Source organism: Pseudomonas sp. 1D4, from assembly GCF_001728925.1.
GTDB lineage: Bacteria > Pseudomonadota > Gammaproteobacteria > Pseudomonadales > Pseudomonadaceae > Metapseudomonas > Metapseudomonas otitidis.
In genome coordinates this window covers 1-20,614 of sequence record NZ_LXJQ01000068.1, presented here as the reverse complement: position 1 = coordinate 20,614, position 20,614 = coordinate 1, and the positions used below count along the sequence as shown (strand labels likewise).

Genomic DNA, 20,614 nt, shown 5'->3' with positions numbered 1-20,614 from the left:
TCAACCTCCCTTGAGCCGGGCGGCGGCCTGGTCCGCGAGCCGGGCCCAGGCCAGCAGCCCAACCCCAGCCACGACGCAGGCAGCCGGGGGGCTCCACTGCGCCACGCCGGCCACCACCAGGCCGAAGCCCAGCAGGCCAGCCAGCCAGGACGCAATGACCATTGCGAGTCTCATATGCCGACCCCTTGTTTGTCGTAGATGGAATCACCGGCATCAGGCGGCGCGGAGCCGCTGACACCCGTGGCGATGACCGCCGCGACGATGCCGTCGATGCGGCCGTTTGAACGCGCCTTGTCCACTTTGCGGTTGTTGGCCGGGTCGGACGTGGTCACCGCGTTGGCGGCGCACATGGTCATCACCGGGTTGCCGTCGTGGCGCAGGGTCTCGACCAGCTCTAGCGCATCGGGCTCCAGCTGGAATTCCTCGCTGCTGCCGCCTTCGCCGTCGCCCTCGGGCCGGGTGGGCATGCCCAGCAGCCGACGCTCGAACTCGTCCACGGCCGGCCCCATGCTCTGGTAGCCCTGGCCGAACGAGACCAGCTCGGGCAGCACAATGTCGTGCTCGATCATCAGCTGCTTGAGGTCTTCGATACGCCAGCGGTCATAACCGATCCGAACCACGTCGAAGTAGCTGCAGATCGTCTGCAGGCGCCGCAGGACGTGGAGCTTGCTGATGGCCCGCCCTGGGGTGGTTTCGAGATGCCGCTGCTCGATCCAGACCCGATAGGGCACCCGGTCCTGGCGCTCGCGCGCTTCCAGGTCGTGGTCCGGCATCCAGAAATACGGCAACAGCCGCCAGTGCGGGTCGGCCTCGGTCGGGTAGAACAGCAGCACGAACGACGTCAGGTCGGTGGTACTGGACAGGTCGAGGCCAGCCACGCACGGGCGATTCCGTAGAACCCGCATCAGCACCGGCTCCGTAGCCCCCAGCCAGACGTCGCCGCCGATCCAGGGATTCTCTGCCGCCGTCCACTCGCAGAAATTCAGGCGCCGCACCACCGCCTCTTTCGAGGGGATGCCGCGTGCGCCCAGCACCTGCTCGCGCAGGTAGTTGCGCCCGGGGATACCATCGGTGCGGCCCTCGGGGATGTAGTCCAGCGAGGGGTTTACCTTGGGCCAACAGGCCTCGCTTTTGAAGGGGTCGTCCCCCTCGTCGAGCGAGCAGATGAACGCGAAGAAGGTGTCGTCCTCGACGTCACCCCGGCAGACCCGCACGCCGTGCTCATGGTACTGGCCGGCGGTGCTGTTCTTGTCCGATCCGCTGTTCGTGATCATGGCGATCAGCGCACGGCGGCGGAACTTGGTGCCGGCGCGCATCATCTCGACGACGGCGTTCGTCTTGTGTTCGTGGACCTCGTCGAGGAGGCCCATGTGCGGCCGTGGACCCGACTGGCCGTCGTCCGAGCTGATCGCCCGGAAAAAGCTGTTGGTGCGCGAGTAGAACAGGTTCCAGATCTTCTCATTGCGCCCGGACTGCTCAATGCGGGTGCGCAGCGAGGGCGACATATTCACCATGGCCACCGCGTCGCGGAACAGCACCATGGCCTGGTCCCGCTTGGTGGCGGCCGCGTAGATCTCAGCGCGCATCTCGCCGTCCGATACCAGGCCGTAGAGGCCGATGCCGGCAATCAGGGGCGACTTGCCCGAGCCCTTGCCGGTCTCGATGTAGGCCAGCCGGAAGCGGCGCCGGCCGTCGTCGACATACCAGCCGAACAGACTGCCGATGACGAAGGCCTGCCAGGGCGCGAGCAGGAACGGCGCGCCCTCGTATTCGCCGCCGTTGAGGCGCAGCACGTCCTCGAAGAAGCCGATGGCGCGGCGCGCTTCCTCGGCCCTCCAGACCAGCCCACGCATGGGCCCCATGGCCAGGTCGTTGAGGTGTCGCTGGCAGGCGTTCCTGACATCGGGGCCGGCGATGATCTGCCCGGCCTGGACAGCGTGAACGAACGCCAGGACGCGGCAGTCAGCTGAAATATTGGTCGAGTGCGTCTCGGGGTTCATTGGGGAACAGCTCGCCTTGAGGCGCCAGGGCCTTCATGGCGCGGCGCGAGATGGGGGTGAAGCCGAAGGCCGCCCCCGCTTTGTTCGCGCGGGATTCGGCGTCGTTGGCCAGCTGACGCCAGACGCTCAGCTGCTTGGCGCCCGTTTTGAAGGTCTGGACGTCTCCCGCGTGATCCAGCTCGCTGTTCAGTTCGGCAATCTTCCGCCGGAACCGCACCCAGTCGCCCACCGCCTCGCAGTAGGTGGCCAGGGCCATCATGTCCAGCGTGCTGATCCAGCCCAGCGCTAGCAGGGCCTCGGTCACGCGGTCCCATTCCTGGGCGCCCTCCTCGGACAGAAAGTCGGGCTTTGGCGGCACCGCCACCGGCACCGCCGGCTGGCGCGCAGCTTCCATCAACGCCGCCATCCCTTGCTTGCTCGGGTCGCCCCGCAGGATGTGAACGGAAGCCGGAAGCGGCGAGCGGCCGGAGTTTGCATTCCCAGCCATAGTGATCCCTCCAGGTCTAACCCCCCCTCCCCATTTTTCCCGGCGTTGCGAACGCGGTTCCCCCCGTCGTTCGAGGCTGGGGCGGGCGGAAGTTTTTTACCCCCCCCTACCCCCTCGGGGGCGGGCGGTTCCAGTGGTGGCCGGGGTCGACCGGGCGCCCCTCGACGGTGCAGCCCGGGACCCGGCCGGTCTTCTCCATCCTCTGCTTGATGGAGTCGTGGCAGTGCCGGCACAGCGGCTGCCAGTTGGCGCGATCCCAGAACAGGCGCCATGCGGCAGCGATGCGCTCGGCATCGCCACTTCGCCGGGCATCGCCCAAGCGGTGCGCGACCTTGTGGTCAACCACCACCGCCGGCACGTTCCGCCCCTGCTCCAGGCAGAAACAGCACAGCGGGTGGTGGCGCAGGAAGTCGGCGCGGGCCAGCTTCCACCGATGGCCGTAGCCCTTGGCGGCCGAACTCAGCGGGCGGGGCTTAGCCTTCACCCTTCACCGCCCCGCGCAGCTCGCGGATCAGCTCCAGCAGGGAGCGGCCCTTGCTCGCCTCGGTGTAGGCGAACCAGCCTCGCACCGAGACCCAGGCGGGCAGGCCGCACACGAACACCACCGCGCCCAGGCCGAGCAGGCCTATGTCGTCGTTGATCCAGTGGCCGATATCCAGCCAGCGGATCACGAACGCGCCACCCAGCAGGCTGGCCACTACGGTGCTGATCAGCGCCACGGTGAACTCGCGGGCGGTGCGCGGCAGGGTCATGGCCATCACTACGACGGCGACGGCCACGGTAGCGAACGCCCCGAGGGCGCCCAACTTGTACAGGGCCAGGCCGCCAACAGCTGTGGTAGCTGGCTCCGTCATGATTGCTTTCCTCATCGCTCTGCCCTCGTCGGGCCAAAAAGAAACCCCGCCGAGGCGGGGCTATGGGAGTGCCCGTCCGTGGGCGGGCGCCGCTGACCAGGGTGGGGAACCCCACGGCGCCGAAAACAAAAAACCCGGCGCGGTGGCCGGGTTTGGCGAAGTGCCCTTGAGCGGACTTCTTCGAAGATGCGGGATTTATACCCCCTGATTCCGGTGGCAACAATGGGTCATGGCTGCCACCAGCGAAAGAACCCTACTCGGTCCGGGAGTGATCCCGGAAAGATCGGCGCATTATCCTTACCCTGGCTACTGCGCCGCAGGCGCTCTGCCTCACCTGCCTAACCTCGAAAGAGGTTGGGCAGCACCTGACCCCGCATATTCTCTAGTGTTCCCCACTTACCCCACGTCATAGGGAAAAATTAATAAATGTGCGAGCGCCCGCGAGCGCACGCTAGCGCGTGGGTACGCGCGCCCTGTGTGCGCATTACGCGGGAGTCGGCAGAAGTGGGGGACGTGGGACACGCCACAGCCTGCGCGGCCTGTAGCGTGATCCACCTCCGAAACAGGTTGGCCATGTGGGGCACAGACGAAAAAGCGCGCCTCATGCGGCGCGCTTCCGAAATCGATTGACCAAGTGCTGCTCCAGAGACACATGCGCCTGGTGCAACCGCTCGTAGTATTGCGTTCGACCGCAGCCACAGGCCTGCCATCGCTGCCTGTCGGTGCTGTCGTAGTTGGTGTAATGCTCAATGACCACCTGTCGCTCCCTATCAGCGAGATGCTTGTTCACCAACAGCTCGATCTCGGCAGCCTCATCCAACAGGACGCGGCTCCCTCGCGTGCTACGGATCAGCACCCCCTGGGACTGGATCAGGGTAGCAAGAACGCTGCCCCCCGATCCAGCCGCAATCGGCGCATCCCCCTCGGGCGGGTGCAGCTCGGCCGCCCACAGCTTCAACGCCTCGTCGATGTATCGAATCATACGACCGGCCCCCGATCCGGCAGGGTCAACTGCCCGGTGCGCCAGCTGTCGGGGCGCATGTAGGAGTAGGGACGCACGCCGCCACGCCCCTGGGGTGCGCCACGCCGGCGGCGCCAGCCGAGGCGGTGCATCACCTGGCCGACGCGGGTTTGCTCGGGCTTGCCCCAGTGCCCCGGATCGAGGTTCAGCGCCTTCTCCAGCAGCACGTCGCTGGTGACCGACTCACAGGGGTTGCTCTCCAGCCAGGACACAATCCTGGGCTCCCAGGCATCGCCCTGGAAGCGGACGTCCTGCTCGGCCTCGAACATCGCGCGTTCGTCAGCCTGCGGCCACCAGGGCGTGCCATCCAGGTACAGCTGATAGGCCTCGGCCCACAGCTGGTCGCGTACAGCTCGCAACCCCTCCAGATCCACGCTCAGGCAGTCCACCGGCCAATAGCGGCGGTTGCCCGTCGGATCTTTCAGGTACTCGTCCTGGTTGGTCGTACCCGCGAAAACACACTGCCGTGGCAGGCTGATCGAACGCCGCCCATAGCTGGGCCGGAACACGTCCTTGCTGGCCCCGAAGAATTGCTTCGCCTTGGTTGACTCAGCTTTGTTGAAGGCGTCCAGCTCGCCCAGCTCGACGATCCACATGCCCTGGATCTGCTGATAGGCTTCTTTGTCACCGAGCGGGAACGGGGTATCCATGAACCACTCGCCACCCAGGATGCCCAGCGCCGTCGACTTGCCGCGCCCCTGCACCCCCTCCAGGATCAGCACGCAGTCCGCTTTGGCCCCGGGAACCATCACGCGGGCCACTGCCGACACCAGCCAGCGCATCCCCATGATGTCCGGGTAAGCCGGGTTATCGGCCAGCGCCCGAGCACCGAGGTAGGTCCGCAGCCAGGTCTGCACACGCGGCACCTTGTCCCACTCCAGGCCGGCCAGGTACTCGCGCACCGGGTGGTACTGGTTGTCATGGGCCACCACCTGCACCGCCTCCATCACCGTCACGGATTTGCAACGCAGGCCGTACTGCTCGGCCAGCCAGATCGAGGTGCGGGTGTCGTCGAGGTCGCTCCATTCCCCCGCTCGACCACCGTAGGGCGTGGCCCGGCGCTTCACCGTGCGGCAGCTGAACAGGTCTTCGGCTATCACCCCATTCCAACGGTCGTCGTTCTGCAGGATTAACTGCACGTTGACCGCGTGCGGCACCAGAGCACCCTGAGCCGTGCGATGCAAGGCCGCCCGCCAACCGCCATCAGCCGGCGGACGCACCACCGCCAGCACCTGGCGCCGGACCGCGTCCAGCCCCTCGGCAACGTGCAGGTCGTTGAAGTCGGTCGACTTCTCGGCGCGCTCGCCGGAGAACACCGGGAACACCACGCGGCCGCCCACCAGCTTGGCCGCGTTCTCGGCTTTCTCGATGCCCGGATTCCACGGCTCGCCCGCGTGGTTTTTCGTCTGCCAGTCATCGTCCGCACAGAACACGAACTGCCGGCCCGGGTAGCGCTCGCGCATCGCCTCGGCCACCGGGATCAGGTTGCCGGCAGTGAACGCCACCGCCACGCACAGCGACGTCGCCATGTGCAGGCTGGCGCCGGTGGCGTAGCCCTCGCAGATCAGCAGCGGGCAGCCCGGCTCCGGGTCCGGCCCCAACAGGTGGAACGCGCCCACCGGGTCCAGGCCGGCGGGCCAATAGCGTTTGGTGAGGCCATCGGCATCCGGGACGCCCATCAGCACCTGGAGGCCGACGATCTGGTCTCGCAGGTTGCGCATGGGCACCAGGGCGGTATCCGGTTTGCGGCCGAACTTGAGCCCCAGGGCCACGATCAATTTGCGCTCCAGGTAGCCACAGCGCCCCGTCTCCGGCAGCGCTTTCCACATGCCAGCAGCCCGGCGCGCGGCACCGGCCTGGCGGCGGGCAATGCGGTCCGCCTCGGCCGCCTTCTGGCGCTCGACCTGGGCCCTAATGACCTTGCGGTCTTCCTCGCTCATGCGCCCGCCGGCGGGCTTGAGCTTGTGGAACGCGCCCTTCTCGCCCTCGCGCCAGGACCCGAAGGCACCGGCGTAGAAGGCCTTGCCACCACTGAGGTGCTCATAGATCACATAGAACCCGGTGCGGGCCTTGCCCTTGTCGCCCTCGGCCCGGCAGCGGGTGCGCTGGCCGATGATCAGGGGCGTGTCCGGGTCCAGTCCGCCGGCCTGCAGCTGGGCCAGCAGGTCATCGAGCAATTCGTGGTTATTCATGGTCACCGTCCCCAATCAGCTCAACCTCAGGCAATTCCCCAGTCATCGCGACAACGCAGCGCGGGCTCAGTTTGCCGGTCTGAAAGTTCCTCACGTAGACGTTCAAACCCAAGGCCCTGCACCGCTCAACCCTCCCGAAGAATGTCCCGCGCCAGTGATTGACCCGAACGCGGCGACCGAGAAAGAGGTGATCCAATTCCGCCTTGATCTCCTCGGCAATGACGTCTCGTTTCCTGGTCAGCTCCACCAGGCGATCCAGTCTCTTATCCACGGCCATTCCCCTCTTCGCGTTCGTAGTAGCCCTGACACTCGAAGCACCGCACGCAGCCGCGCGAGGCCAAGGCGGCCAGGCGCTGGGCCGGGATCTCGGCGTCACAGTCGGCACAGGTTCCGGTCGTGACCACGGCGGGAGGCTGACGGCGGTTGGCTAGGGACTGTTCGAGGAACAGCTGGGCGCTATCGCTGCCCAGGTCTGCAAAGTCAGCCATGGTCGACCTCCGCGTCCTCGCGATGCTTCTTGCGCACCACGGCCCGGAGCTTGAAGACCGCCTGCACCAGACGAATGGTCAGCAGCTCGAACTCTTGCAGCTCGCGGTCGCTCAGGTTGTCGTCTTCAAGGCTGTTGCTCAGGTGCTTGGTCAGGTCGCCCTCACGGCTCAGCATGTCGCTGATACCCGCGAGCAGGCTGCGCGGTGTGTCCGTCTCGCTCAGTTCGGAGACGTCCACACCCACCCAGCCGATGGGGCTCAGGATGGCGTCGACGATCCGCTGATCGCGGGTCAGATCGAGGATCAGCTGCAGGTCGTCGATATTGACGCGGTGCCGGCTATTGGCCGGGGTCAGGCTCAGCTTGTGGTTGAGGGTGGTGGCGTTGCCGCCGTCGACGGCAGCGATGGCGGCGGCACCGCCGGGGTAGTCGCGCACTGCATGGTGCAGTGCCTGTGCCAAGGTCAACACCCTTTCACGGGCGCGCTCGGCGCTGGTTTGCCAGGCTCGGGCCATAGCAATACTCCTAAGCGTCAGGTGGTCATGGGCGGTCGACAGCCGACCGCATCCCCAGGCGGGGCCCGTGCTCCGCACAGACCCCGCCGCAACAGCCCGCCGCTGGTGGTGGCAGCAGCGGGCAACCCTGAGCATCCAGCCCAGGCCCGGCAGCATGGTGGTGGCATGCGCCGGCATTGAGGGCCAGCCAGTGGCAACTTCCGCAGAATGTTGCCAGTGACCCAGCCGCGACCGGTTGCTATAGTCGCGGCATGGCCCTCCCGTCAGGTGGTCCATAGCAACGGTCGTGAGGCCGCTGCAAAAGCCGTCGAATCTGTGGTGGAGACGTCGGCAACCTGAGCACTCGTGCTCAGGTACGGCCAAAGCATCTGCCTTGGCCGGGAAACAAGGCGCCTTAGGGCGCCTTTTTTCTAGGCGGCGGCCTGGCTCTCGTCCGGTACAGGGAACAGGTCAGGCAGATCAGGGCGCAGCTCATGCGCCTTAACCAGTCCGTTACAGGCGCGCACTACGGAAGGGACACGCTCAACCGGTACACCGCGCCGCTTCCACTGCGAAATCGCCATCGGCGAGATTCCCAGCGTTTGAGCGAGGGCCCGACCTCCGCCAGCCGCTTTGATGGCTCTATCAAGGGGTGCTTGGCTCATAAACATCTCACTATGATCGCAATCGCGAAATGCACATTAAGTTTATTTAACCGGAATGTCTAGCCCCTTAAACTGCGTGTTTATGAATGAATCCGGATCTCGTCTGCGCTCTCTCCTAAAGAAGCGAGACCTAACAGCCAAGGCCTTTGCCGACCTCATGCAGGTGGAGCCCCAGTACGTGAACAACTGGTTCCGTCGAGGCGTGCCGGCCGCACGCGCTTTCGCCATGGCAGACATACTCAAAGTCAGCCCACGCTGGCTGCTGGACGGCGAAGGCGAAGAGACGCCCCCTCTATCTGCAGGCGTGACACTCGAACCGCTAGAGCCGTGGGACGACAGCACACCACTGGAAGAGGATGAAGTTGAAGTGCCTCTGTACAAGGAAGTTGAGATATCCGGGGGCGCCGGCAGGACGGCCGTCATGCCGGTCCTGGGGCGTAAACTCAGGTTCTCCTACGCCACCCTGCGAGCGGCCGGGGTAGACCCGAGCAATGCCTTCTGCGCGCCACTCAACGGCAACAGCATGGAGCCGCTGATCATGGACGGAGCAACCATAGGCGTTGATCGAGGCACGACAAACATCGTCGACGGTGAGATTTACGCCTTGGAGCATGACGGCATGCTCCGGGCGAAGTATGTCTATCGCCTCCCCGGGGGCGGCCTACGCCTCAAGAGCTTCAATTCGGCAGAGCACCCTGACGAGTGTTATTCCCTTGCGGAAGTACAGGATCAAGGCATCGTCATTCTGGGCTGGGTGTTCTGGTGGTCCACCCTTCGCCGCCGTGCCAAACCGGGCCTGATAAACAGCAAATAAACATTTTGCGTTGACCCAACAATAAACCCAATGTTTAATTGCCTCGTCCCTCCACCACAGAGACGAGGCAAACCATGCAAACTACTCCCGCAACACTCCATGCCTTCCCCTCATGCAATGAGGATCGCCGCCTAGCATTGCGCCAAGCAGCCAAGCAGGCCGGCGTTCGCTACATCCCCTCGAAGAGCTTCTCTCTCAAGCCCGCAACCACTACCGGCCCTTTCGGAGGTGATGCGGCATGACACTTCCCATCCAATACGCCTTCGAAGGCCATGAAGTGCGCGTACTGATGATCCAGGGCGCTCCATGGTTCGTTGCCGCTGATGTGTGCGCAGCGCTCGCCCTACCGAACACCACCAAGGCTCTGGAGCGCCTCGACACTGACGAGCAAACCCTGATTTCAATTCAGGGTATTCACAGTGGTGCTGGAAATCCCAACGTAAACGCTGTCAACGAACCCGGCCTCTACAGCCTCGTCCTCGGCAGCCGCAAGCCCGAGGCCAAACGTTTCAAACGCTGGATAACGCACGAGGTGCTGCCTGCCATTCGCAAGCATGGCGCTTACGTCATGCCGACAGACAAAGCCGAGGATGACGTCACACCAATGTCGGCACATGTCGAAGCGGACCAGATCGTCAGTGCGGGCAGAGTCTTCCGAGCAATGTTCACCACTGCACGCTCTATGGGAATGGCGCGGCGCATGGCCGCCACTCGGGCAAACGCTTCTGCCTTGCGTTCAACGGGTGTCGATCTAGCGGCAGAGCTTGGCGCTGGCAACTGGCTTGCAGGACCCGACATCCCCACCTCCCAGCGGGACGAGTACGAGCTACAGGAGCGCGTGCGTGATCACCTGTCAAACAACAACTGGCCACAAGGGTTCACCAGTCAACAACTGATCGAAGCGCTCGAACTCACCTACGACAAGTCCACCCAAACCTCTATCGGTTTCTGCCTGAAGCTGCTCGGCTACTCCCGTGTGCGCCAATGCGCTGGCGCAAACGGCCTCCGCTCCTGGGTGTTTGTCATCAAACCCTATGCCCGTGAGCGGCTGGAGGCAGCAGCATGAAACCCACCACCGAAGAACTCGCACTGCAGCTGCTCGCCACCTGCATGTTGATCAACGCCCAGGGCATCTACCTGGCCACGCTCGACTACACGGGACACAACGTCTGGGTCTCTGTCGAACCTCGCGCGGGCCTCGACGAGGACGACGACGCACACCGCTACTCGGCAGCCCTGAACGCCTCCGATGCACCGGACTTCGACCACGCCCCCATCGAGGGGCTTGGCACCCTGACCGGCATGCTCAGCCAGCTGCAGGACTACCTGCAGAAGGAGGCGACCCCATGCGCCGCCTGACCCTTCGCACCGCCTCGGTGCTACTGCTGCGCCAACAACTGCGCCTGAATGGCCTGTTCAACCACAGCCTGCAGGCGCCCAACCGCGAAACCGTCTACGCCCAGGTCCGCATCGAGCAGGCCGGCGAGCAGGTCCAGGTCACTGCCCGCGTGGGTGGCACCTGCAGCACCCTCACGCTGGACCGCCAGCACGCCCGCAACGCCTTCACCGTGGCCCGCCTGCTGGAGGATGCCGCCAACGGCTGCCCGCTCGCTGGTCAGCCCGACACGACCGAGGGCGACCTGTGCAGCCGCGTCGAGCACACGCTGCGCCAGGCCGTGCGCCGTCGCGTGGGGGTGTACGTGCTGGACCTGGACGGCGCCGAGGTCAGCCTGACCCTGAGCCCGACCCCGGCCGGCACCCGCGCTGCCCTGCACCTGGCCGGCACCGTGGCGCACCTCCCGGTGCCCGAAGATGCCGGCTGCGCCTATGCCCTGCTCCACCAGCGCGTACAGCAGCTCGCCCACGACTACCACACCGCCCAGGCGGCATAGGGGGTAGCCATGGCACGCAGCTACGACCTGAAAGAAGCGGCCCAGCACCTGGGGCTGACCCGCCCCAAGCTGATCGCCGCCCTGCGCGAGCGCGACCTGCTGGGGTCGGATCGCCTGCCCCGGCACCCGGCCCGGGATGCGCTCTACCTCATCACCCGCGAGGGCTATTGGTTCCATCCGCGCCTCGGCAACCAGTACAGCCGGTCAACCCGCGTCACCGAGGCGGGCCTGCGCTGGCTGGAGCAGAAGCTGGACATCCAGCGCCCGCTTCCCGAGCCCAAGGCAGACCCGCGCGATGTCGCATAGCCCGTTCCTGGTGATCAACGGGGTGCCGGTCAACCCGACCCGCCCCCGTGGGTACGCCGCCGCCATCCTCCAGTTGCACACCCTGGAGGAGCGGCGCGCTGCCCTGGCCAGGGTGCCGGAGGATCTGCGCGAGCTGGTCCGCACCCATCTGCTGATCGCCTGGAACCACCCCCAACGCAACCCGTGAGAACACGACCATGGCACGAATCACTGATTACGCCCTGCTCGACAACGCCCTGCTGGCCCTGCTGCAGATGCCCCACGCCGAGCGCACCCGGGACCAGATCCGGGCGCACCTGGCCCTGGCCACCTCGGCCGCCGCCCTGGACCTGAGCGAGCCGAGCCCGCTGCAGCGCGAGCAGATGAAGCTCGCCAGCGCCTGCGCCCTGCTCGCCGCCTCACTGGGCGAGGGCTTCATCTACCGCGTGAACCTGCGCCTCGGGCCAGGCACCGAGGGCATCGAGCTGTTCGCGTCCGTCGAGAACAGCACCGCCAACCTCCGGTTTACCGGTTTCGGCCACACCGCCGCCGGCACCCTGGCCATGCTCCGGCAGGACGTCGACCAGCACGGCCGAGGCGTTGGCAGCCCGAGGGAGCGCCGCCCCCGGGAGGCCAACCGCAACCCGCTTCGCCTGCTGCCCCGTGAGGCTCGCCGCGCATGAGCAACCACGACCACCAGCAGCGCATCCGCCTGCAGGTCCAGCCCCGGCCGATCACCGTGGAATTGCTGTTCCGCATGTTCGGCTCTGTGCTGATCCCGGTGGAGGAAGCCCGCGACCGGTTCATGCCCTACATGAACAGCGAGACGTTCAAGGGGGTGCCGGGCAGCCCCCGCCTACCCATCCCGGTCACCACCCTGGAGGACGGCAACCGGGCGGTGCGCTTCTTCGAGATCCACCACCTCGCGGCCCACATCGAGCACCGCGCCGGCCTGGCCGACGCAGAGCTGGAGCGCGTGCTGCGCGAACACACCGAAACCACCTGACACCGCGACCGCTGCCACCACCAGCCGAGCGGACCCACCCAACGGGAGACCACCCCATGAGCATCACCCTGCAGATCGTCGCCGCCCTCGCCATCGCGGGCGCCGTGCTACTCGCGTTCTACGCCGGCTATCGCGCCGGCATGACCGACGGCCAGACCTCGGCCGAGATCGAGGCCGAGGAGCGCACCAAGGCCGCCGATGAACGAGCCCAGGCCGCCGAGCAGCGCGCGGCGCACTACTTCCAGGAAGCGTCCGCCGCCGAGACCAAGGCCAGCCGAGGCGAATTCGCTTTCCGCATGGTCATCGAGGAAGACCGCGACACCCTGAGCCAGGCCGCCGAGACGCTGGGCCTGGCCAGCGACACCTTTGCCGGGCTGCGCGCGCACGACAAGGCGAACACTGCCCGCCTGCTCGCCATGAACCTGGAGCGGATCAGACAGCGCAAGGTTGCCCAACACCCGGACACGATCCGCATGGACTTCCTGGAGCGCGCCCACACCGGGCGGGACTTCGAGGACCTGGCCATCTACGTGCCCGTGGGCGAGGAGTTCGACAGCGCCCGCACCCTGCGCGACGTGATCGACCACGCACAGGCCCGCCTGGCGGACCAGGAGCGTGCCGCATGAGCTGGATACTCACCCGCACCGGCCGCCGCGTGGATCTGCTGGACCCGTCCGCCTCCATGATCGAGCCCGCCGACATCGCCCAATCCCTCAGCATGCAATGCCGCTTCAACGGCCATACCCGCGCGTTCTACAGCGTGGCCCAGCACTGCTACCTGGTGGCCGACCTGGTGCCCGAGCAGTACCAACTGCAGGCGCTGCTGCACGACGCCACCGAGGCCTACGTGGGCGACCTGGTGAGCCCGCTCAAGGCCGTGCTGCCGGAGTTCCGCCAGATCGAGAGCCGCATCTGGCACGCCATCTGCCACCGGTTCGACATCGAGCCCGACGCCCCGCCGTGCATCCACGACGCCGACCTGATCGCGCTGGCCACCGAGCGCCGCGACCTCATGCCGGACCACCCTGACCCGTGGGCCTGCCTGGTCGGCACCCAGCCGGCCGCATTCCGCATCCGGCCCTGGACCCAGCCCGAGGCGGCCCAGTTCTATTTCGACCGCCTCATGCAACTGCTGGCCACCACTCACCGCGCGAGGGCTGCAGCATGAGCCGGGTAGAACTTCGCACAGACGACTTCGAGCATGAGCGCCCGCTGTTTGAAGCCTGGTACAGCGAGGGAGGGAAGTTCCCCCGTGCGACCGAGCGCGGCAGCGGAGGGGAGTACCTGCTGCAGCAAGCCCATACATCCTGGAGCGGCTGGAAGGCACGCGCCGCGCTCTGCGCCTCGCCTACTGCGGGGGTGCCGGATGCCCAATCGTTCCAGGCCGCATTCCTCACGAAGCGCGTATGGGACCTGGCTGCGGAACTTGAGGCGCTTATCGCCGCCACCCCTCTTGCATCCGGCCAGCTGAATGCCGCCGCCCGCGACGTACTGGCCGAGCGCCGCCGCCAGGTCGAGGCCGAGCAATGGACGCCCAAGCATGACGACAGGTATCGGCACGGGCAGCTAGCCCTGGCGGCAGCGTGCTACGCGGCAGCCGCACCCATGGATAACGTTCTGCACGGCGATAGCGGGCAGATCGAGAACGTGAAACCTGCGATGCCCAGCGCCTGGCCATGGGCCGGTGCCTGGTGGAAGCCCGGCACCGCGCGGCAGAACCTCGTCAAAGCCGGCGCCCTGATCCTGGCCGAGATCGAGCGACTGGACCGGGCCACCGCCACCGGCTTGCCCGAAGGGCGGTCGTCCGAAGCCGAGGAGTCGCAGCCATGACCCTCGCCACCCACAGCACCCAAGCCCCAGCCGCGCGACAGCGCGGCGGCGGCCCCGCTCAGATCGAACAGGTGAACGCCATGACCATCGGCCGCCAACCGCTGCCCGAGGGTGGCGAGATAAAGAGCCTCTGCCGCGCAGCGGCAGGCATCATCCACACCCTTTCCGCCAGCACCGAAGCCCGCGTATACCCCACGGACCGCGTGCGCGGGGCGCAGAAAATGGAACCCCGCTCCGCTAACCACCCTTCCCCCGCCGCGCAGCCTGTTAAGGGGTATAAGCGCCCCCAGCTGCCCAAGGCCGACCGCACCTTCCCGACCCGTCGCACCCTGGAAACGCTCGCGCGCGCCTTCTACGGGCTCCAGCCGAGCGACGACAACCAGGCACGATGCTCGGCCGCCCACTGCCGCCGCCTGCGCCTGCTGGACCCGTTCAACGCCCTAACCGACCTGGGTCTGCAGGTGCTCTGCACGCACGCGAACGAGCGTCGTCATCGAGCAGGGAGGGCTGCAGCATGACCTGTGCTATCGACTTTGGATCAATCTGCAGCGGGATCGAAGCGGCGTCAGTTGCCTGGGAGTGCCTGGGCTTTGAGGCTCGCTGGTTCGCTGAGATCGAGCCCTTCCCTTCTGCTGTGCTGGCTCACCGCTGGCCGGCCGTTCCCAACCTGGGCGACATGACCAAGCTGGCCCGCGAGGTTCTGCAGGGCATCATCGCCGCGCCACTGATCCTTGTCGGCGGCACTCCATGCCAGGATTTCTCGGTCGCTGGCATGCGCAAAGGCCTGGCCGGCGAGCGCGGCGCACTCACCATAAAATTCGTGGAGCTTGCAGATGCAATTGACCATGTTCGCCCCGCTGGAGACGAGTGCGTCGTCGTGTGGGAAAACGTCCCCGGTGTCCTCTCCGACAAGGGCAACGCGTTCGGGTGCTTCCTCGGCGCCCTGGTGGGCGAATCCGATGCGCTCCAGCCGACAGGGCGAAAATGGACGAACGCTGGTTGTGTGTATGGACCCCGCAGAGCAGCCGCATGGCGGGTGCTGGATGCCCAATATTTCGGCCTGGCCCAACGACGCCGCCGTGTGTTCGTTGTCGCAAGTGCTCGAAACGGATTCGATCCCGCAGCGGTACTTTTTGAGTCAGGCGGCGTGCGCCGGGATACTGCGCCGAGCCGAGGCGCGCGGCAAGAGGCTGCCGGAAGCGCTTCTCATGGCACTCAAGGCCGCTGCGGAAACCCAAGACAACAGGAAGAAGGGCGGCCCTCCCCCAAAGCATTTGGTGGTGGAAAGAACTGCAACCCAACTGACGTAAGTACAGCAATCACAGCGCACCCCGGCGGGCGCTATGACCTAGATGCAGAGACATTCGTCGTAGCTGCCACGCTCACCTCGGCCCATGCGAAGAACGGCGGCATACCAGCTGGCAATGATTGCACCCCTGCCAATTTGATCGTTGGGGCACTAACAGCCTCCTCTTACAACGGCGGAGCGGGAGGCAGACCGGAGGGAGCCGCTGCAGGCCACTTCATCGTCGCAGGCACGCTTAATGCGAACGCCAAAGCAGCGGGCAGCGCCACCCAGCAGGATGCCGAGTCAGGTCTGCTCGTTGTCCACGGCACGCAAGATCCCTGCATACAGCACAACCAAGCACACACCCTAGGCAGAAACAACGGCCAGGAGAACGCCGTTTTTGCCATCCAGGCCACCGCCCTACGCACCAACCCTACAAGCGGCCCGGATGGCGTGGGCGTCCAAGCCGAACACGCCTACACCCTGGAAGCGCGTGCCGAAGTGCAGGCAGTAAACGCAGCCGCCGCTGTACGCCGCCTTACTCCACGCGAATGCGAGCGCCTGCAAGGCTTCCCCGACGACTACACGTTGATTCCTTGGCGCGGAAAGCCGGCGGAAGAATGCCCAGACGGGCCGCGTTACAAGGCCATCGGCAACAGCAAAGCCATCCCAGTAGTTCGGTGGATAGGCCGCCGACTCAAGCAACACCTGGCGGCAACGGCACAGACGAGGGCTGCAGCATGAGCAATCCGAAGTGGGTTTTGATCAAGAAGGCGGCCGAGCTGACCGGGTACTCAGAGGATGCCATCAGGCACAAGGTGAAGGACGGCACATGGCCGCAAGGGAGGATCTGGAGGAAGGCTCCAGACAATAGGATCTGTATCAACCTGCAGGAGGTAGACCGGTGGATCGAGAGTTCGCCCCAGGAAGCGGCATAGAGAAGGAGCTGGCGAAGCACCCGGGCGTCGAGATCCACGGGAAGTCCCTGCGCATCGTGTTCATGTGGCGCCGCCGGCGCTGCAGGGAGACGCTGGGACTACCCATCACGAAGGCCAACATCAAGCACGCCGCCCAATTACGGGCGGCGGTTCTTCATGACATCAAGGTCGGCACCTTCGACTACGCCCAGCGCTTCCCCAACAGCAGGCAGGCCCCCAACTACAGCAACACCCGGGACGAGCGCCTGCAGGCGCTGCTGGCCCGGTACAAGCCGCTCAAAGCCCTCGACATCACCGAGGAGACGGAAGCCCGGTACGCCATCGCCCTGGACATCTGCATCGAGATGCTGGGCGGCGAGCGCCTGGTTAGCATCATCCTGCCCGAGGACATCCAGAAGCTGCGCGGGGATCTGATCGCCACCCGCGCGACCTCCACCGTCAACCACTACCTGGCAACCCTGGCGGGGTTCCTGGGCTGGTGCGAGTCGAACGGATATTGCCGCAAGGGGCTGGCCAGCGCCTGCACTCGGTTCGAGATGACCGAGCGCGACCCTGACCCACTGACGAAAGCCGAGCTGACCGCCCTGCAGGACAAGGGCTGCCTGCACCCGATGGACCGCGCCGCGATCACCCTGGCCGTCTACACCGGCCTACGCCCGGGCGAGCTGTGCGCCCTGGCCAGGGAGGACATCAACCTGGAGCGGGGAATGATCCAGGTACGCCGCTCGATCACCGCCGGCGGGCAGTTCAAGCCGCCGAAGAACGGGCGCCCCCGTAACGTCATGCTGCTCCCGCCGGCCGTCGAGGCGTGCCAGCAGCTGCTCGCCATGCAATCGCCCGTCGAGGCGCAGACAGTCACGGTACAACTGAATCGGCATGAGTCCACCGAAGAAGTGGTCACGCCCCTCATTTCGCCGCTGGTCCAGGCGCGGAAGCGGCGCGTGAACATCTGGTTCAACCCGTCGTCCTGGAACACCAAATGGTCCAACATCCAGCGCCGCGCCAAGATCCGCCCGCGCCGCCCGTACCAGACTCGCCATACCTACGCCTGCTGGTGTCTGGTGGCGCGTGGTAACCTCGCGTTCATCGCAAAGCAGATGGGCCATAGAGACTTCACCATGCTGGTCAAGGTGTACGCCGCGTGGATGGAAGACGAGTCCCCGAACGAGCTGCAGCACATATGGGCAGGAATGAATAAGGCCCAATGATTTGCCCCAAACCTGCCCCAAGCAAATTTAAGACTAGACGTAAGTGATTGATGAATAAGGAAATTGAGGATTTTTCGCAGCATACGCCCATGATGCAGCAGTACTGGAAACTGAAGAATCAGCATCCGGACCAGCTGATGTTCTATCGCATGGGCGACTTCTACGAGATTTTCTACGAAGACGCGAAGAAGGCGGCCAAGCTGCTGGATATCACCCTGACAGCGCGCGGCCAGTCGGCTGGCAAGGCGATTCCCATGGCGGGCATTCCCTTCCACTCCGTGGAAGGCTACCTGGCCAAGCTGGTCAAACTCGGTGAGTCGGTGGTCATCTGCGAGCAGATCGGCGACCCGGCAACCAGCAAGGGCCCGGTCGAGCGCCAAGTCGTTCGGATCATCACTCCGGGAACCGTCAGCGATGAGGCGCTGCTGGACGAGCGTCGCGACAACCTGCTGGGCGCCCTCCTGGGTGACGAACGTCTGTTCGGCCTGGCGGTGCTGGACATCACCAGCGGTCGTTTCGCCGTGCAGGAGATCAGGGGCTGGGAGAACCTCCTGGCCGAACTTGAGCGCCTCAACCCAGCCGAACTGCTCATCCCTGACGACTGGCCTCAAGGGCTGCCGGCGGAGAAGCGCAGGGGCGTACGTCGTCGTGCGCCTTGGGACTTCGACCGGGACTCGGCGAAAAAGAGCCTGTGCCAGCAGTTCGGCGTACAGGACCTCAAGGGCTTTGGTTGCGAGAACCTGACCTTGGCGATCGGCGCGGCTGGCTGCCTGCTTGCCTACGCCAAGGAGACCCAGCGTACTGCCCTGCCCCACCTGCGCAGCCTGCGCCATGACCGCCTCGACGACACGGTGATCCTCGACGGTGCAAGCCGTCGCAACCTGGAGCTGGACGTCAACCTTTCGGGCGGACGGGACAACACCCTGCAATCTGTGGTCGACCGCTGCCAGACTGCCATGGGCAGCCGTCTGCTTGGGCGTTGGCTGAACCGTCCATTACGTGATCGGGCCGTGCTGGAAGCACGCCAGGACTCCATCACCGCACTGCTGGACGGCTACCGCTATGAAGGGCTGCAACCGCAACTGAAAGAAATCGGCGACGTCGAGCGAATCCTCGCCCGTATCGGCCTGCGCAACGCCCGCCCCCGTGACCTCGCTCGCCTGCGCGATGCCCTGACTGCGCTACCAGCACTGCAAGATGCCATGAGCGGTCTGGACATCCCTCATCTCCAGACCCTGGCCGGCAGCATCCGCACCTACCCGGAGCTGGCTGACCTGCTCACGCGCGCCATCATCGACAACCCGCCGGCGGTGATCCGCGATGGCGGCGTGATCAAGACCGGTTACGACGCGGAACTGGACGAGCTTCAGGCACTCAGCGAGAACGCCGGCCAATACCTGATGGATCTGGAGGCCAGAGAGAAGGCCCGAACCGGGCTGCCGAATCTAAAGGTCGGCTACAACCGCATCCACGGCTACTACATCGAACTGCCACGGGTGCAGGCCGAGCAGGCACCTGCCGACTACATCCGTCGGCAGACGCTGAAGGGAGCCGAGCGCTTCATCACCCCGGAACTCAAGGCCTTCGAGGACAAGGCGCTATCGGCCAAGAGCCGCGCCCTTGCCCGCGAGAAGATGCTCTACGAAGCGCTGCTGGAACTGCTGATCGAGCAGCTTGCCCCCCTGCAGGACACCGCAGCCGCGCTGGCCGAGTTGGACGTGCTGAGCAACCTGGCCGAGCGCGCACTCAACCTCGACCTGAACCGCCCCCGCTTCGTCGACGAGCCCTGCCTGCGCATCACCCAAGGCCGCCACCCGGTGGTGGAGCAGGTATTGGAGACCCCCTTTGTCGCCAACGATCTGACCCTGGACGACAGCACGCGGATGCTGATCATCACCGGACCGAACATGGGTGGTAAGTCGACCTACATGCGCCAGACGGCCCTGATCGTGCTGCTAGCCCATATCGGCAGCTTCGTGCCGGCGGCATGGTGCGAGCTTTCCATGGTGGACCGCATCTTCACCCGCATCGGCTCCAGCGACGACCTGGCAGGCGGCCGCTCGACCTTCATGGTGGAAATGAGCGAAACTGCGAACATTCTCCACAACGCCACGGACCGCAGCCTGGTGCTGATGGACGAAGTAGGCCGCGGGACCAGCACCTTCGACGGCCTCTCGCTGGCCTGGGCCGCCGCCGAGCACCTGGCCAAGCTGCGTGCCTACACCCTGTTCGCCACCCACTATTTCGAACTCACGGTGCTGCCGGAAAGCGAGCAGGTGGTGGCCAACGTGCACCTCAACGCCACCGAGCACAATGAGCGGATCGTCTTCCTGCACCATGTGCTGCCGGGCCCTGCCAGCCAGAGCTATGGGTTGGCGGTGGCGCAACTGGCGGGCGTCCCTGGTGGCGTGATCCAGCGAGCTCGCGAGCATCTGGCACGACTGGAAACCACCAGCCTGCCCCACGAACTGCCCCAGGCAGCGCCGGGAAAACTCGCGCCGCCAATGCAGAGCGACCTGTTCGCCAGCCTGCCGCACCCGGTGCTGGAGGACCTGGCCAAGGCCGATCCGGACAACCTCACGCCCCGGCAGGCACTTGATCTGCTTTATGCCCTGAAATCACGAATCTAACGCCGAGGCAAACAAGCTGTTAGAATCCCGCGCGCTCTGGACGAGCTTCGGTCGCCAGCCTGAGCCGGGATAGCCGATCCAGCGCAGGAAGCCCATGAAGACGGGCTTCCATGCCGCCGCTTGAGGAGAAAATCAGAAATGACCTTCGTCGTCACCGACAACTGCATCAAATGCAAATACACCGACTGCGTGGAAGTCTGTCCGGTAGACTGCTTCTACGAAGGCCCGAACTTCCTGGTGATCCACCCGGACGAGTGCATCGACTGCGCGCTGTGCGAGCCCGAGTGCCCCGCACAGGCCATCTTCTCCGAGGATGAGGTACCGGAGGACATGCAGGAGTTCATCGAGCTGAACCGCGACCTGGCGGAAATCTGGCCGAACATCACCGAGAAGAAGGAAGCCCTCTCTGATGCCGAAGAGTGGGACGGTGTGAAGGGCAAGCTCCAGCATCTTGAGCGCTGAAGAGCTGCAAAAGAAGAGGCCCGCCAAAGCGGGCCTTTTTCATTTCTTGCGGACAAAAAAA

At 65.4% G+C, this 20,614-nt stretch carries 27 protein-coding genes; 16 read left to right on the top strand and 11 right to left on the bottom strand.

The features are described from left to right. The 11 genes from A7D27_RS28440 to A7D27_RS27535 all read right to left on the bottom strand — a co-directional run bounded on the left by A7D27_RS28440 (position 1) and on the right by A7D27_RS27535 (position 8,200). On the bottom strand, positions 1-174 hold the full coding sequence (locus A7D27_RS28440; RefSeq protein ID WP_170832326.1) for a hypothetical protein: 174 nt from the start codon (positions 172-174) through the stop codon (positions 1-3). Further along, the gene (locus tag A7D27_RS24575; protein WP_069566410.1) at positions 171-2,000 is read right to left on the bottom strand and encodes a terminase large subunit; all 1,830 of its coding nucleotides are present in this window, start codon (positions 1,998-2,000) and stop codon (positions 171-173) included. Before A7D27_RS24575 ends, A7D27_RS28440 begins: the two co-directional genes overlap by 4 nt. Next, entirely contained in the window at positions 1,963-2,406 is a 444-nt protein-coding gene (locus tag A7D27_RS24570; protein ID WP_170832325.1) for a phage terminase small subunit P27 family, read from the bottom strand. The genes A7D27_RS24575 and A7D27_RS24570 overlap by 38 nt, the downstream gene beginning before the upstream one ends. Positions 2,407-2,593: 187 nt before the next feature. Then, complete coding sequence (locus tag A7D27_RS24565) at positions 2,594-2,971, bottom strand: HNH endonuclease (RefSeq protein WP_256557207.1); 378 nt, start codon at positions 2,969-2,971, stop codon at positions 2,594-2,596. After that, positions 2,961-3,341 (bottom strand): hypothetical protein, encoded by a 381-nt coding sequence (locus tag A7D27_RS24560; protein ID WP_069566408.1) that lies wholly within the window; start codon positions 3,339-3,341, stop codon positions 2,961-2,963. The genes A7D27_RS24565 and A7D27_RS24560 overlap by 11 nt, the downstream gene beginning before the upstream one ends. Positions 3,342-3,942: 601 nt before the next feature. Next, on the bottom strand, positions 3,943-4,323 hold the full coding sequence (locus tag A7D27_RS24555; protein ID WP_069566407.1) for a hypothetical protein: 381 nt from the start codon (positions 4,321-4,323) through the stop codon (positions 3,943-3,945). After that, the gene (locus A7D27_RS24550; RefSeq protein ID WP_069566406.1) at positions 4,320-6,539 is read right to left on the bottom strand and encodes a VapE domain-containing protein; all 2,220 of its coding nucleotides are present in this window, start codon (positions 6,537-6,539) and stop codon (positions 4,320-4,322) included. The genes A7D27_RS24555 and A7D27_RS24550 overlap by 4 nt, the downstream gene beginning before the upstream one ends. Before the next feature lie 7 nt (positions 6,540-6,546). Continuing rightward, a complete protein-coding gene (locus A7D27_RS24545; protein ID WP_139134180.1) occupies positions 6,547-6,825 on the bottom strand; it encodes a hypothetical protein in 279 nt (92 codons plus the stop codon). Beyond that, positions 6,818-7,042, bottom strand: coding sequence for a TraR/DksA C4-type zinc finger protein (locus A7D27_RS24540; RefSeq protein ID WP_069566404.1), 225 nt, complete (start codon positions 7,040-7,042; stop codon positions 6,818-6,820). The genes A7D27_RS24545 and A7D27_RS24540 overlap by 8 nt, the downstream gene beginning before the upstream one ends. Further along, complete coding sequence (locus tag A7D27_RS24535) at positions 7,035-7,556, bottom strand: phage regulatory CII family protein (RefSeq protein WP_069566403.1); 522 nt, start codon at positions 7,554-7,556, stop codon at positions 7,035-7,037. The genes A7D27_RS24540 and A7D27_RS24535 overlap by 8 nt, the downstream gene beginning before the upstream one ends. 410 nt (positions 7,557-7,966) lie before the next feature. Further along, entirely contained in the window at positions 7,967-8,200 is a 234-nt protein-coding gene (locus A7D27_RS27535; RefSeq protein ID WP_083265772.1) for a Cro/CI family transcriptional regulator, read from the bottom strand. A gap of 55 nt (positions 8,201-8,255) precedes the next feature. On the opposite strand from A7D27_RS27535, the gene A7D27_RS24530 reads away from it, so the two are divergent. The 16 genes from A7D27_RS24530 (at position 8,256) to fdxA (ending at position 20,553) form a co-directional block, all read left to right on the top strand. Beyond that, positions 8,256-9,014, top strand: a complete 759-nt coding sequence (locus tag A7D27_RS24530; RefSeq protein ID WP_371914835.1) for an XRE family transcriptional regulator — start codon at positions 8,256-8,258, stop codon at positions 9,012-9,014. A gap of 238 nt (positions 9,015-9,252) precedes the next feature. Then, entirely contained in the window at positions 9,253-10,080 is an 828-nt protein-coding gene (locus A7D27_RS24525) for a Bro-N domain-containing protein (protein WP_069566401.1), read from the top strand. Then, positions 10,077-10,373: a hypothetical protein gene (locus tag A7D27_RS24520; RefSeq protein WP_069566400.1), complete on the top strand. Its 297-nt coding sequence runs from the start codon at positions 10,077-10,079 to the stop codon at positions 10,371-10,373. The genes A7D27_RS24525 and A7D27_RS24520 overlap by 4 nt, the downstream gene beginning before the upstream one ends. Continuing rightward, on the top strand, positions 10,361-10,906 hold the full coding sequence (locus A7D27_RS24515) for a hypothetical protein (protein WP_069566399.1): 546 nt from the start codon (positions 10,361-10,363) through the stop codon (positions 10,904-10,906). The genes A7D27_RS24520 and A7D27_RS24515 overlap by 13 nt, the downstream gene beginning before the upstream one ends. 9 nt (positions 10,907-10,915) lie before the next feature. Continuing rightward, positions 10,916-11,212, top strand: a complete 297-nt coding sequence (locus A7D27_RS24510) for a phage antirepressor KilAC domain-containing protein (RefSeq protein WP_069566398.1) — start codon at positions 10,916-10,918, stop codon at positions 11,210-11,212. Further along, positions 11,202-11,399: a hypothetical protein gene (locus A7D27_RS24505; RefSeq protein WP_069566397.1), complete on the top strand. Its 198-nt coding sequence runs from the start codon at positions 11,202-11,204 to the stop codon at positions 11,397-11,399. Before A7D27_RS24510 ends, A7D27_RS24505 begins: the two co-directional genes overlap by 11 nt. Positions 11,400-11,409: 10 nt before the next feature. Then, entirely contained in the window at positions 11,410-11,874 is a 465-nt protein-coding gene (locus A7D27_RS24500) for a hypothetical protein (protein ID WP_069566396.1), read from the top strand. After that, a complete protein-coding gene (locus tag A7D27_RS24495) occupies positions 11,871-12,197 on the top strand; it encodes a pyocin activator PrtN family protein (protein WP_069566395.1) in 327 nt (108 codons plus the stop codon). The genes A7D27_RS24500 and A7D27_RS24495 overlap by 4 nt, the downstream gene beginning before the upstream one ends. Positions 12,198-12,253: 56 nt before the next feature. Continuing rightward, a complete protein-coding gene (locus tag A7D27_RS24490) occupies positions 12,254-12,823 on the top strand; it encodes a hypothetical protein (RefSeq protein WP_069566394.1) in 570 nt (189 codons plus the stop codon). Then, positions 12,820-13,365, top strand: a complete 546-nt coding sequence (locus A7D27_RS24485; RefSeq protein ID WP_069566393.1) for a phosphohydrolase — start codon at positions 12,820-12,822, stop codon at positions 13,363-13,365. Before A7D27_RS24490 ends, A7D27_RS24485 begins: the two co-directional genes overlap by 4 nt. Further along, positions 13,362-14,027 carry a hypothetical protein gene (locus tag A7D27_RS24480; RefSeq protein WP_069566392.1) on the top strand — a complete coding sequence of 222 codons (666 nt, stop codon included), beginning with the start codon at positions 13,362-13,364 and terminating at the stop codon, positions 14,025-14,027. Before A7D27_RS24485 ends, A7D27_RS24480 begins: the two co-directional genes overlap by 4 nt. Next, a complete protein-coding gene (locus A7D27_RS24475) occupies positions 14,024-14,545 on the top strand; it encodes a hypothetical protein (protein WP_069566391.1) in 522 nt (173 codons plus the stop codon). Before A7D27_RS24480 ends, A7D27_RS24475 begins: the two co-directional genes overlap by 4 nt. After that, positions 14,542-16,059, top strand: coding sequence for a DNA cytosine methyltransferase (locus tag A7D27_RS27530; RefSeq protein ID WP_083265771.1), 1,518 nt, complete (start codon positions 14,542-14,544; stop codon positions 16,057-16,059). The genes A7D27_RS24475 and A7D27_RS27530 overlap by 4 nt, the downstream gene beginning before the upstream one ends. A gap of 160 nt (positions 16,060-16,219) precedes the next feature. Continuing rightward, the gene (locus A7D27_RS24455; protein ID WP_069566387.1) at positions 16,220-17,461 is read left to right on the top strand and encodes a site-specific integrase; all 1,242 of its coding nucleotides are present in this window, start codon (positions 16,220-16,222) and stop codon (positions 17,459-17,461) included. Positions 17,462-17,523: 62 nt separating this feature from the next. Beyond that, a complete protein-coding gene (gene mutS / locus A7D27_RS24450; RefSeq protein WP_139134181.1) occupies positions 17,524-20,091 on the top strand; it encodes a DNA mismatch repair protein MutS in 2,568 nt (855 codons plus the stop codon). Between the two features lie 138 nt (positions 20,092-20,229). Continuing rightward, positions 20,230-20,553, top strand: coding sequence for a ferredoxin FdxA (gene fdxA / locus A7D27_RS24445; RefSeq protein ID WP_069566385.1), 324 nt, complete (start codon positions 20,230-20,232; stop codon positions 20,551-20,553). Positions 20,554-20,614 lie beyond the last annotated feature (61 nt).